Annotated in this window: 10 protein-coding genes and 1 riboswitch; of the genes, 1 reads left to right on the forward strand and 9 read right to left on the reverse strand. The window is 63.5% G+C overall.

Going from position 1 to position 12,182, the window contains the following annotated elements; translation table 11 throughout:
- Window positions 1-50 precede the first annotated feature (50 nt).
- The 5 genes from LAD35_RS22455 to LAD35_RS18305 form a co-directional block, all read right to left on the reverse strand.
- Complete coding sequence (locus LAD35_RS22455) at window positions 51-983, reverse strand: septal ring lytic transglycosylase RlpA family protein (RefSeq protein WP_377780054.1); 933 nt, start codon at window positions 981-983, stop codon at window positions 51-53.
- Window positions 984-1,044: 61 nt separating this feature from the next.
- The gene (gene metF, locus LAD35_RS18290) at window positions 1,045-1,872 is read right to left on the reverse strand and encodes a methylenetetrahydrofolate reductase [NAD(P)H] (RefSeq protein WP_224150371.1); all 828 of its coding nucleotides are present in this window, start codon (window positions 1,870-1,872) and stop codon (window positions 1,045-1,047) included.
- A gap of 35 nt (window positions 1,873-1,907) precedes the next feature.
- Entirely contained in the window at window positions 1,908-3,116 is a 1,209-nt protein-coding gene (locus tag LAD35_RS18295) for a TlyA family RNA methyltransferase (RefSeq protein WP_224150372.1), read from the reverse strand.
- 157 nt (window positions 3,117-3,273) lie between these two features.
- Window positions 3,274-4,704 carry an adenosylhomocysteinase gene (ahcY, locus tag LAD35_RS18300; protein ID WP_224150373.1) on the reverse strand — a complete coding sequence of 477 codons (1,431 nt, stop codon included), beginning with the start codon at window positions 4,702-4,704 and terminating at the stop codon, window positions 3,274-3,276.
- Between the two features lie 74 nt (window positions 4,705-4,778).
- Window positions 4,779-4,857, reverse strand: a riboswitch (S-adenosyl-L-homocysteine riboswitch).
- A 45-nt stretch (window positions 4,858-4,902) separates the two neighbouring features.
- Window positions 4,903-5,307, reverse strand: coding sequence for a helix-turn-helix domain-containing protein (locus LAD35_RS18305; RefSeq protein ID WP_224150374.1), 405 nt, complete (start codon window positions 5,305-5,307; stop codon window positions 4,903-4,905).
- Window positions 5,308-5,373: 66 nt separating this feature from the next.
- Here LAD35_RS18305 and LAD35_RS18310 point away from each other — a divergent pair, with 66 nt between their 5' ends.
- On the forward strand, window positions 5,374-5,889 hold the full coding sequence (locus LAD35_RS18310) for a DUF2938 domain-containing protein (protein ID WP_224150375.1): 516 nt from the start codon (window positions 5,374-5,376) through the stop codon (window positions 5,887-5,889).
- Between the two features lie 18 nt (window positions 5,890-5,907).
- Here the strand turns inward: LAD35_RS18310 and LAD35_RS18315 are convergent, their stop codons facing one another.
- The 4 genes from LAD35_RS18315 to kdpC are packed head-to-tail and all read right to left on the reverse strand — an operon-like array spanning window position 5,908 to window position 12,182.
- Window positions 5,908-6,618: a response regulator gene (locus LAD35_RS18315; RefSeq protein ID WP_224150376.1), complete on the reverse strand. Its 711-nt coding sequence runs from the start codon at window positions 6,616-6,618 to the stop codon at window positions 5,908-5,910.
- Between the two features lie 13 nt (window positions 6,619-6,631).
- Window positions 6,632-9,346: a sensor histidine kinase gene (locus LAD35_RS18320; protein ID WP_224150377.1), complete on the reverse strand. Its 2,715-nt coding sequence runs from the start codon at window positions 9,344-9,346 to the stop codon at window positions 6,632-6,634.
- Window positions 9,347-9,380: 34 nt separating this feature from the next.
- The gene (kdpB, locus tag LAD35_RS18325) at window positions 9,381-11,483 is read right to left on the reverse strand and encodes a potassium-transporting ATPase subunit KdpB (protein WP_224150378.1); all 2,103 of its coding nucleotides are present in this window, start codon (window positions 11,481-11,483) and stop codon (window positions 9,381-9,383) included.
- A gap of 3 nt (window positions 11,484-11,486) precedes the next feature.
- On the reverse strand, window positions 11,487-12,182 hold the full coding sequence (gene kdpC, locus LAD35_RS18330; RefSeq protein ID WP_224150379.1) for a K(+)-transporting ATPase subunit C: 696 nt from the start codon (window positions 12,180-12,182) through the stop codon (window positions 11,487-11,489).

A 12,182-nucleotide genomic window follows, 5' to 3' on the forward strand; every position in this document is an offset into this window, starting at 1 on the left:
GTCAAATACCGCGCCAGTTAGCGACAGCTGAGCGCTGACCGCTATTGTTTTTAGCGGCGCTTTTGCGCCGCCGTCTTGGCGGGCACGGGTTTGCTGGCCCGGGCGGGAACGGTTGCCTTCACGCGGCCCGTGTTTCTGTCTCGCGCCACGGTGGATTTGCCCTGCCCCGTGTGGCGCGCAGGCGCGGCCAGACGCCCGCCATTGCGGCCACCGGCCGTTACAAAGGACGGGCAGCGTTCTGCATCATCGTCCAGCGTCCACAGCTCCACCGGCTTGATACCCAGCCCGAGCATGCCCAACTCCTGCGCAGCCCCCTGGCTGAGATCGATGATGCGATCGCCCGAGTAGGGTCCGCGGTCGTTGACACGCACCACTACCGTTTTGCCGGTGACCATGCTGCGCACGCAGATCTGCGTGCCAAACGGCAGGGTTTTGTGGGCTGCGGTGAAACCTTCCTTGTCAAACCGCTCGCCATTGGCGGTTTTGCGTCCGTGAAACTGGCCGCCATACCAGGAGGCCATGCCCTGCTGATCACTGGAGCGGTAGGGGTCCTGCTTCAAGGTGTCTGGAATATCGGGAACATCCCAGCGCCGCGAACGGCTGTCGCTGCTGCCCAACTGCCCTGACGGCGGCAGCGCCAGGCCCAGGCCCCGTCGTTCGTCAAAAAGTCCGGCCGAGCGATCCCCTGCGCTGTCGGGCGCCGGAGAGGCCGCAGCGGCATCGACGCTCGGGCTAGATGTATCGGCAGGTTTGGCCGAATCCGGCAGAGCGGGCGGTGCAGGGCTTGCCGACGCAGAAGATGCCGGAGCGGTTGCGTCCGCAGTCGCCTGCTGTGTTGCAGCAGATGCGGTATCAGCCGCAGCTTGTGTGTTGCCATCACCATCCACCGGCGCATGCACACAGCCATTGACCAGCAGCGCCGCGCCCATTGCGGCCAGCAGGCGGCGGCAGGTGGGCGGAATGGATGGTAACAATGGTGGCAACGGCAACTCCCTCGGCATGCAGCGCTTGTAGCCACTGCGCTGCGGGCCGAGGCAGTGGCGCTTACAGCCCCAGGCGGTCACAGATCGCCAGTGTGGCGGCGCTTTGGTTCATCGTGTAAAAGTGCAGGCCCACCGCTCCTCTGCGGCGCAGGTCTTCGCACATCTGAGCCACCACATCCAGCCCGAAGGAGCGGATGCTGGCAACATCATCGCCAAAGCCTTGCAGACGCAGACGGATCCAGCGGGGGATTTCTGCGCCACAGGCATCGGAAAAACGCATCAGCTGCGTCGATCCGGTGATCGGCATAATACCCGGGATGACCGGAACGTCGACACCGCGTTTTTGTAAATCTTCTTGAAATCTGCAAAACGCATCGGCATTGAAAAAGTACTGCGTGATGGCCGAATCAGCGCCCGCTTTCACCTTGGTGATGAAGGCCTGCAGGTCGGCCTCGGGGCTGCGCGACTGCGGATGCATTTCCGGGTAGGCTGCCACTTCGATGTAGAAATCCTTGCCGAATTCCTGTCTGATAAATGCCACCAGATCGCTGGCATAGTGAAACTCGCCGCCCAGGCCATAGCCGCTGGGCAGGTCGCCGCGCAATGCCACCAGGCGCTTAACGCCCATGTCCTTGAGTTGCTGCAACTGCTCGCGCACGCTGGCCTTGGTGGCACCCACGCAGGAGAAGTGCGATGCGGCATCCACGCCTTCTTCCAGGATCGCCTTGACCACGCCAAAAGTGCCTTCCTGCGTGGAGCCACCTGCACCGTAGGTGACGGAGCAGAACTGTGGCTTTCGTGCATACAGCTCCTGGCGCACGCCGCGCAGCTTCTGCGCGCCCTCGGGCGTCTTGGGCGGGAAAAATTCAAAGCTGATGGGGAATGTCATGGCCGTCCTGCTCTTGGTCTCATTGGTATGGTTGATCAGCGCTCGTTGCGCTTCTTCTGCTTGGAACGCGCGGGGCCGGGCTGACCAAAACTGGCCACTTCGGGGTCCTCATACAGTTCCTGTTTCTCACGCTTGGCGCGCATGTCAGCACGTGACGGGCGTTTTGCTGCCTTCTTGACCGCCGGCTTGGACTCACCCGTCTCCGCCGCATCGGTACTGGTATCAGCATCTACTGGCGCCTTGATCTGTGCGCCTTGCTGGGCATGCACAAAAAATTCGTGGTTGCCATCACCGCCTTCAATGGGCGAATCCAGCCACTGCCTGACCGTGAGGCCCTGGTCCGTAAGGCAGTCGCGGATGCGCTGCTCGACCTCGGCATACAAGGCCTTGTCGCGCACAATGCCGCCCTTGCCGATCTGGCCGGGCTGCAACTCGAACTGAGGCTTGACCAACATCAACAACTGGCCGTGGGGTTTGAGCACACGGGCCACAGCGGGCAGCACCAGCGTGAGCGAAATGAACGACACATCGCCAGTCACCACGTCGAAAGCGGGCGTGATGTCCACATTTTCGGTACCCGGCCTGCGGCGGCGCTCCACAGGCGCCGTTCCCTCAAGCCGGGCTCGCGCCTTGGCGCTGCGCTCGGCCTTGAAGTTTTCTATCTCCTGCTCCTTGGCGTCGTCACTGTCGTCGTAGTCGTCGCTCACCTGGCCGCCATTGCGCATCCATGCATAGGGCGCTACAGGCTGGGTGTCGTTGTCCTCTTCCTCTTCGACGATTTCGCAAAGGGCTTCATCGCACGCCGCCTGCAGTGATTCCGGAGTCAGCGAACGGGCATTGAAACCTTCGACGCAGACCACGCGTGCGTCGCTACGCAGCCGCTCATGCAACTGACCTTGCCCTACATCAATGCCGATGACCTGGGCAGCGCCTGCCTGCAGCAGGCAGTCGGTAAAGCCACCGGTGCTCTGGCCCACATCAAGACAGCGCAGGTCTTTGACCGCAATGCCGGTGGCTGCCAGCGCGCCTTCAAGCTTGAGACCACCGCGCGAGATGTACTTGGCTTCCGATGCATCCAGCAATTGCACTTCAGCGCCCGCAGGAATCTCGTCGCCATTCTTGGCAACCTTGATCCATGGCGCCAGCACCGTGGTGCGCCACTGCACGCCAGACGCAATCAATCGCTGCGCCTGCGAGCGCGTTGATGCGAGGCCCGCATCCACCAAAAACACATCAGCGCGCATGCGCAATCCTCTCTCATTTTGATAGCCATTGGCGCATACTCAAAGCCAATCATGGATAGATTTTCATCTACAACCAGCTCTAAATAAGCGCCAACAGCTATGATTTTTGCACCGTCTTTCTCTTTATTTAAAAGAGCGGTGCGACGCAGCCTGAAGCTCAATAGCGGTAAGTTTCAGGCTTGTAAGGGCCTTCCTTCTTCACGCCGATATAGGAAGCCTGGTCATCGGTCAGCTCGGTCAGCATCGCGCCCACCTTCTTGAGGTGCAGGCGTGCCACCTTTTCGTCCAGAATCTTGGGCAGCACGTAGACCTTGCCCACTTCATAGGCTTCGGGCTTGGTGAACAGCTCGATCTGGGCGATGGTCTGGTTCGCGAACGAAGACGACATCACAAAGCTGGGGTGGCCCGTGGCGCAGCCCAGGTTCACCAGGCGGCCCTTGGCCAGCAGGGTGATCTTCTTGCCATCGGGGAAGGTGATCTGGTCGACCTGTGGCTTGACTTCTTCCCACTGGTACTTCTCGATCGAGGCAACGTCGATTTCGTTGTCGAAGTGACCGATGTTGCAGACGATGGCCTGGTCCTTCATCGCAACCATGTGCTCGTGGCGGATGATGTCCTTGTTGCCAGTGGTGGTCACAAAGATGTCGGCCTTGTCGGCGGCGTATTCCATGGTCACGACCTTGTAGCCTTCCATGGCAGCTTGCAGGGCGTTGATCGGGTCGATCTCGGTCACCCACACCTGGGCCGACAGCGCACGCAGCGCCTGGGCCGAGCCCTTGCCCACATCGCCATAGCCAGCCACGCAGGCTACCTTGCCGGCGATCATCACGTCGGTGGCACGCTTGATGCCGTCCACCAGCGATTCACGGCAGCCGTACAGGTTGTCGAACTTGGACTTGGTCACCGAATCGTTCACATTGATCGCGCGGAACAGCAAGGTGCCCTTGGCCGACATTTCGTTCAAACGGTGCACGCCGGTGGTGGTTTCCTCGGTCACGCCCATGATCTGGGCCGACTTGCGGCTGTACCAGGAGGCATCGACAGCCAGCTTGGCCTTGATGGCGGCAAAAACGATCTTTTCTTCTTCGCTCGTGGGGTTGGCCAGCACGGACAGGTCCTTCTCGGCCTTCTTGCCCAGGTGCATCAGCATGGTGGCATCGCCGCCATCGTCCAGGATCATGTTCGGGCCTTCGCCTTCGGCGCCCTTGTCGCCGAATTCAAAGATAGCGTGGGTGTAATCCCAGTAGTCCTTGAGCGATTCGCCCTTGATGGCGAAGACGGGCGTGCCGGTCGCGGCAATGGCGGCAGCGGCGTGGTCCTGCGTGGAGAAGATGTTGCACGAAGCCCAGCGCACATCGGCGCCCAGTGCCTTGAGCGTTTCGATCAGCACGGCGGTCTGGATCGTCATGTGCAGCGAGCCGGTGATGCGGGCGCCCTTGAGAGGCTGGGCCGCAGCGAACTCTTCGCGGATGGCCATCAGGCCTGGCATTTCGGTTTCGGCGATCTTGATTTCCTTGCGGCCCCAATCGGCCAGGGAAATGTCGGCAATCGCGGAATCAGCGGGGTTGAAACGAACAGCAGCGTTCATGGTTTTCTCCAAAAAATGAATGAAAAACCACGTTCTACGGCAGAAGGAGATACACCATCTCACCGCACAGAAAGCGTGGGTGAGCGTCGTTGCGATAGGGGATCCGAGCCTCACGCCCCGCCTGATGGGGACGCTGCAACGCTCCTCGGATAGCGCGTCATTATAAACGCCGCCGCATCTTCTGCGCTGCAGCAGGTCTCAAGCCCGTTTGGGAGCCGGGCGGGAAGCCGCAAGCAGAATCCGCTGAAATTTCGGGCAATCCATATGGCGAGGCGCGGGGCACTGGGCGGCATGGCGCAGGCCTTCGCGCAGCGTGGTCAGCCGGCGTATGGAGCGGTCCAGCTCATCGGCCTTGCTGGCAAGCGCCTGCCGGTCCACTTCCAGCGTGCCGTCGTCACCGAACATCTGCCGAATTTCGGCCAGCGAGAAACCCGCCGTGCGGCCCAGCGCAATCATGGCCAGTTGCTGCAGCACCTGGGGCTGGTACTGGCGGCGCAGGCCATGCCGCGCGCAGGAGGAAATCAGGCCCTGGGCCTCGTAGTAACGCAGGGTGGCAGCGGTAAGACCCGAGCGGCGCGCCACCTCGCCGATATCGATGAGCATGCGTGGTTGACTTGAAGTTGACTTCAATTTGCATAGTGGGTGTTTTCTTCCGACAAGGCAAGCCATATGCACATTGACAACCCTGTTTCCCTCTCTCATATCCTGGTCCAGACCCTGGCAGTGGGCCTGGGCGCCACCGCCATCACCGACCTCTGGGCCCTGCTGCGCAAGCGCCTGTTCGGCACCCCTGCACTCAATTACGCACTGGTCGGGCGCTGGCTGCTCTATCTGCCAGAGACCCGCCCCGCGCAAGTGCCGATCCCCGCTGCAAAACCCAGGGCACACGAGGCCGCCGTGGGTTGGACCGTGCATTACCTCATCGGCCTGGTGTTTGCCCTGACCCTTGTGGCCCTGGAGGGTATGGCATGGCTGAGCGCACCCACCTTGTGGCCTGCACTGGCTTTTGGTGTGGCAACCGTGGTGTTTCCATTCTTCATCATGCAGCCGGGCATGGGCATGGGTGTGGCGGCCAGCCGCGCGCCCCGGCCCTGGATTGCACGCTTGCACAGCATCGTCACCCATGCCGTCTTTGGCCTTGGCATGTATGCGACGGCCATGGCGCTGCAAAAAATGATGGGTTAAACGGGTTCTGAAGCGGCTCTAAGCCGCCGCCAGCCCCACGAGGCGGTAACCCACCTGCAACTCCGTCTGCAGGTGCCGGGGCTGGGCCGGGTCGGCCTCGATCTTCTGGCGCAGGTTGGCCATGTGCACGCGCAGGTAATGGGGCCTATCCAGGTATTCCGGCCCCCACACCTGCAGCAGCAGTTGGCGGTGCGTCAGCACGCGGCCCTGGCCCGCGATCAGTGCAGCCAGCAGTCGGAACTCGATGGGCGTGAGGTGCACGACCTCCGATCCCCGGCTGACTTCGTGCGTGGCCAGATCGACCGTCACCTCGCCAAAGCGTGCGCGGCTGGAAGGCGCTGTGTCGGCAGGCATCTGCTGGCGGCGGCGCAGCAGCACGCGCAGCCGCGCGAGCAGTTCCGGCACACCGAAGGGTTTGGTCAGGTAATCATCAGCGCCGGTGTCGAGGGCGGCTACCTTTTCCTCTTCGCGGTCCCGGGCCGACAGCACCAGCACCGGCAGAGGGCTCCAGCTGCGCAGTTGGGCAATCACACTCTTGCCATCGGCATCGGGCAGGCCCAGGTCCAAGACCACCACATCGGGCTGACGGCTCGCGGCCTCGATCAGGCCACGCCGTGCCGTCTCCGCCTCGAACACCTGCCAGCCTTCGTCCTCCAGGGCCAGGCGGATAAAGCGGCGTATTGCCAGGTCATCTTCAATCAATAGTACGCGGTGGGCTGCAACAGTCATGGGGAAAGCCGTTTCAATCGTCCAAAGCCGGTTGCTCAGGCACGGACAGGCGAATGGTAAAGATGGTACCCGGCCCTGGATTGGCCGACGCAAGTTCCAGCTTCCCGCCATGGGCTTCCACGATGCGCTGCGCCAGCGTGAGACCCAGGCCCATGCCGGAGACGGAGGACTCGACCACGCCACGCGTGAACGGCTCAAACAACAGTGCCGCATCCAGGTGTGCTGGCAGTCCTGGCCCATCATCCTGTAGCGTAAGGAGACAATGATCGATGCCCTTTGCATCCTGCTCCACATGGCAGGCCAGCGTCAATGTCGTGCCGGGCGGCGTGTATTTGGCAGCGTTGTCCAGCAGGTTGACCAGCACACGTTCCATCAGCACCGCATCCACATGCAGCAGCGGCAGGCCTGCTGGCAGATCGGTGCGCACCACATGCCCGGCCAGGCGACCGTGCATCTGCCGCAGTGCACTGCCCACCAGCTCTTCGGCGGGCAGCCATTCGCGCTTGAGATGCACGCCGCCCTGCTGCAGGCGCGCCATGGTCAGCAGGTTATCCACCAGTTGCTGCAATGCCTCGGCCTGGTTGCGAATCTGCATCAGCATGTCTGCCGCCGCACCCGGTGGCACCCGTGGCAGGGCGGCTTGGGCTGCGCCCAGAATACCGGTCAGCGGCGTACGCAGATCGTGCGACACCGCTGAGAGCAAGGTGTTGCGCAGCCGCTCGCCTTCCATGGCCACCTGGGTCTCCTGCGCCACCTCGACGAAGTGCACGCGTTCGAGCGCCAGTGCAATCTGGCTCGCACAGGCATCCAGCAGGCGGCGCTCTTCCGGCACATGAAGCCGCTGCGGCCTGCGCAAGTGCAGCACCAGTACACCGCGCGCGCGCACCGGCGCCATCAGCGGCACATACAGCGCGGGCGATGCGGGCAGGGTGTCAGTGCCCTGCCCCGCAGGCTGGCCGTGCTCCATGCTCCAGCGCGCAATGCTGGCATCCATGGGGCCTTCGCTACCGGCAACGGCATGCAGGCTTTCCTGCGCATCGGGCAATTGCAGACCTGTCTGTGCATCGAACACGCCCGACACCGTGGTGAGCGCAATCTGCGCCACTTGCTCCTGCGTGAGCGCGCCTGACAGGTCGCGCGCCAACCGGGCCAGCGCCCCGGCGCGCCGCTCCCGCTCTGCCGCCACACGCGCCTCGTGGCGCAACCGCGCCATGAGCTGGCCGCAGACCAGGGCCACGCCCAGCATCAGGCAGAAGGTGAAGATGTACTGCGTGTCATTGACGCTGAACGAATTGCGCGGCGGCACAAAGTAGAAATCAAACAGCAGCACCGACAGCAGCGCAGCCCAGGCACCCGGCCCCCGCCCCCAGCGCAAGGACGACAGCACCACCACCAGCAGGAAGAGCATGACCACGTTGGCCGGATCGAACACCTGCAGCAGCAGCTCTGCCACCACGGCGGCGGCCACGCAAGCCAGGGTGGCTCCGGCGTAACCGAGCCATGCCACCGGCTTGCGCTCATGCACCGGCTTGCGCACGGCGCTCCCGTTCTTGGGGACAGGCGGAGACAGCACCAGCACGTCCAGCCCCGGGTCCAGCCGCGCAATCTGCTCGGGCAGGCTGGCCGCTGCCCACGGCAGCCAGCGGGAGACGCGGCGCTGTACGCGTGCGAGCACCAGATGGCTGGCATTGCGCTCATGGGCAAAGGCCACCAGCGCCTGGGCCACGTCGGCGCCGGGGATCGTGGCCGTGTCAGCGCCCAAGCGCGCGGCCAGCGCCAATGTTTTGAGCACTCCCTCCTGCGCGCGGCGCGGCCGGTGCTGGCGCTCGGGGGCATCCACATAGACCACCATCCAGTCGGCTTCCAGCCGCCGCGCCAGCCGCGCTACCTGACGCACCAGCGCATCATCGCCCGCATGGCCGCCCACACCGACAAGCAATCGTTCACGGGCGGGCCAGACTTCACCGATGGCGCGCTCGCGCCGGTAGTCGCGCATGTCCTCGTCAACACGGTCGGCCGTGCGCCGCAACGCCAGCTCACGCAGGGCCAGCAGATTGCCCAGACGAAAGAAGTTGTGCGAGGCGCGCTCGGCCTGCTCCAGCGGGTAGACCTTGCCTGCCTTGAGGCGCTTGAGCAGCTCCTCGGGCGGAATGTCGACGACGATCACCTCATCGGCGTTGTCAAAAACCTGGTCGGGCACAGTCTCATGCACCTTGATGCCCACGATGCCGCCCACCACATCGTTGAGGCTTTCCAGGTGCTGCACGTTGAGCGTGGTCCAGACATCGATGCCTGCGGCGAGCAGTTCCTCCACATCCTGACAACGCTTGGGATGGCGTGCCCCCGGCACATTGCTGTGCGCCAGCTCGTCGAGCAGCAGCACCTCGGGGTGGCGCAGCAGCGCGGCGTCAAGATCGAACTCGGTCAATTGCCGCCCCTGGTAGGGCAGATGGCGGCGCGACAGTTGCTCCAGACCGTGCAATTGCTGTTCTGTCTCGGCCCTTCCATGCGTTTCCACGAGGCCCACCAGGATGGAGCGGCCCGCATGCCGCTCGCGCTGTGCGGCCGCCAGCATGGCATAGGTCTTTCCCACACCGGCATTGGAGCCAAAGTAGATGCGCAGCTTTCCGCGTGCAGCCTGCTGCTGCTCGGCATGCAGCTGCGCCACCAGCGCGTCCGGGTCTGGACGCGCTGGTGGCGCCGGAGTATTGTTGGTGCTTACCGCCATCGTCTTGGCATTGTCGGTGTTTTCAGCGCCAGGCTCATACCAGCCCCAGAGCCGTCAGCAACATATCGATGATCTTGATGCCCACGAACGGCACGATCAGCCCGCCCACCCCGTAGACCAGCATGTTCCGCCGCAGCAGCACCGCCGCCCCCACGGCCTGGTAGCGCACACCGCGCAGGGCCAGCGGCACCAGGGCAATGATGATCAGGGCATTGAAGATCACCGCACTCAGGATGGCCGAGTCGGCGCTGTGCAGTTGCATCACATTGAGGGACGCCAATTGGGGGTAAGTGCCCACGAAAGCCGCCGGAATGATGGCGAAATACTTGGCCACGTCGTTGGCGATGCTGAAGGTGGTGAGCGCGCCGCGCGTCATCAGCATCTGCTTGCCGGTTTCCACCACTTCGATGAGCTTGGTGGGGTTGCTGTCCAGATCCACCATGTTGCCAGCTTCCTTGGCAGCCTGCGTACCGCTGTTCATGGCGACTGCCACATCGGCCTGCGCCAGGGCTGGCGCATCGTTGGTGCCGTCGCCCGTCATGGCCACAAGGCGGCCAGCCGCCTGGTGCGAGCGGATCAGACGTAGTTTGTCCTCGGGCCGGGCCTCGGCCAGGTAGTCATCCACGCCCGCCTCGGCGGCAATGGCGGCCGCGGTAAGCGGGTTGTCGCCCGTCACCATCACCGTCTGGATGCCCATGCGGCGCAGTTCGGCAAAACGCTCGCGCATGCCGGGCTTGACGATGTCCTTGAGCTCGATGACGCCCAGCACACGGGCGCCATCGGCCACCACCAGCGGTGTGCTGCCCTTGCGCGACACATTGTCCACCGCCTGCTGCACACCGGCAGGCAGGCTGCCGCCCAGAGCCTCCACGTGCTGCCGTACCGCATCAAAGGCGCCCTTGCGCAGTTGGCGCGCACCTTCTGGCGTGGAAAGATCCACGCCGCTCATGCGCGTCTGCGCGGTAAAGGGCACAAATTCGGCTGCAAGGTCCTGGGCGTTGCGTTCGGCAACGCCATGGCGCTCTCGGGCCAAAGCCACAACGCTGCGGCCTTCGGGGGTTTCATCGGCTATCGATGCCAGTTGCGCGGCTTCAGCCAACTGCTGCACCGACACACCCGGCGCAGGCAAGAATTCACTCGCCTGGCGATTCCCCAAGGTGATGGTGCCGGTCTTGTCCAGCAGCAGCACATCCACATCGCCTGCAGCCTCCACGGCACGGCCCGAAGTGGCGATTACATTGGCCTGCATCATGCGGCTCATGCCGGCAACGCCAATGGCCGACAGCAGCCCGCCAATGGTGGTAGGAATCAGGCAAACCAGCAATGCCACCAGCACAGCCATGCCAACCACCGTGCCTGAACCCGCCTGCGCCACGGCAAAGGCCGAGAACGGCCACAGCGTGACGATCACCAGCAGGAAGACCAGAGTCAGACCCACGAGCAGAATGGTCAGCGCCAGTTCATTGGGTGTCTTCTGACGTTTGGCCGATTCGACCATGGAGATCATGCGATCCAGGAAGGATTCACCAGGGTTGACCGTGATTTCCGCCACCAGCCAGTCCGACAGCACGCGTGTGCCACCCGTTACTGATGAAAAGTCGCCGCCCGCCTCGCGGATCACGGGTGCCGATTCACCAGTAATCGCGCTTTCATCCACCGAGGCAACGCCTTCGATCACCGTGCCATCCAGAGCGATGGTGTCTCCGGCCTCCACCAGAATCACTGCGCCCTTGCGCAGCTCGCTCGCCCGTACCGGAATCCATGCACTGCCGAAATGTGGCTGCTGCAGTGCCTTGGCCACGGTATCGCGTTTCATGCTGCGCAAGCTGGCCGCCTGGGCGCGGCTGCGGCCTTCGGCCAGCGCCTCGGCAAAGTTGGCGAACAGCACCGTGAACCATAGCCACAGCGCAATCGCCAACGCAAAACCGGCGCCTTCGCTGCCTGCAGCGGAGCCGGGCTCACGCAGATTCTGCACCCACAGCAGCGTGGTCAAGATGGCGCCCAGATAGACCACGAACATCACCGGATTGGCCCATTGCGTGCGCGGCGATAGCTTGCGCATCGCATCGAACAGGGCATCGCGCACCAGGCGTGGCTCGAACAGGCTCGTGCCTGCTTTCACTTTAAGGCTGCTCATGGCTCACTCCTTTGCAGCAGGTTGCTGTGTATCCAGCGCCATATTGAGGCGCAGCACATTGACGCGTGGCTCGCCCAGCAGACCAAAGGTACGCCCCTGCGTGCTCTGCGCAATCAACTGCCGCACCTGGTCTTGGTTCAGCTTGCGCGCCTGCGCCACACGCGGCAACTGCAGCAAGGCATTGGCCACGGAGATGTGTGGATCCAGACCCGACGCCGAAGCCGTGACCGCATCCACGGGCACCACCGCATCGGTGGCCAAGGCGTTATCGGCGCGGTACTGCACTACGCGGGCAGCCACTGTCTCGGCCAGTTCCTTGTGGGTACCTCCCTGGTTGCTGCCACTTGACTGTGCGGCGTTATAGGGCGCAGCGATGCTGGCGCCCTCCTTGTCGGGGTCCGGCGCCACCGTGGCGCTGGGCCTTCCGTGGAAATAGTTGGCACCCGCAAACTGCTGGCCGATGAGGGCCGAACCCAGCACCTGGCCATTGCGCTCGACCAGGCTGCCATTGGCTGCATACGGCAGCAGAGCCTGAGCCACGCCGGTTGTCGCCAGCGGATAGACAATGCCGCCGACCAGCATGACGGCCGCGGCGGCGCGTACGCTGCTGGCCACCAGACGCCCCCAGGAAGCCGGAGACGATTCGGTATCCGAAGCCGATGCTACGGATACGGAGAGGGAAAGAGAAGACGATTTCAT

Origin of the sequence: Comamonas odontotermitis, assembly GCF_020080045.1 — a bacterium.
Lineage (GTDB): Bacteria > Pseudomonadota > Gammaproteobacteria > Burkholderiales > Burkholderiaceae_C > Comamonas > Comamonas odontotermitis.

Bases quoted from the DNA above. Each gene is read 5' to 3' on its own strand.
- ahcY (WP_224150373.1), bottom strand. From the start codon at position 4,704: ATGAACGCTGCTGTTCGTTTCAACCCCGCTGATTCCGCGATTGCCGAC.
- LAD35_RS18310 (WP_224150375.1), top strand. From the start codon at position 5,374: ATGCACATTGACAACCCTGTTTCCCTCTCTCATATCCTGGTCCAGACC.
- kdpC (WP_224150379.1), bottom strand. From the start codon at position 12,182: ATGAAATCGTCTTCTCTTTCCCTCTCCGTATCCGTAGCATCGGCTTCG.
- LAD35_RS18305 (WP_224150374.1), bottom strand. From the start codon at position 5,307: ATGCTCATCGATATCGGCGAGGTGGCGCGCCGCTCGGGTCTTACCGCT.
- LAD35_RS18295 (WP_224150372.1), bottom strand. From the start codon at position 3,116: ATGCGCGCTGATGTGTTTTTGGTGGATGCGGGCCTCGCATCAACGCGC.
- kdpB (WP_224150378.1), bottom strand. From the start codon at position 11,483: ATGAGCAGCCTTAAAGTGAAAGCAGGCACGAGCCTGTTCGAGCCACGC.
- LAD35_RS18320 (WP_224150377.1), bottom strand. From the start codon at position 9,346: ATGGCGGTAAGCACCAACAATACTCCGGCGCCACCAGCGCGTCCAGAC.
- LAD35_RS18315 (WP_224150376.1), bottom strand. From the start codon at position 6,618: ATGACTGTTGCAGCCCACCGCGTACTATTGATTGAAGATGACCTGGCA.
- metF (WP_224150371.1), bottom strand. From the start codon at position 1,872: ATGACATTCCCCATCAGCTTTGAATTTTTCCCGCCCAAGACGCCCGAG.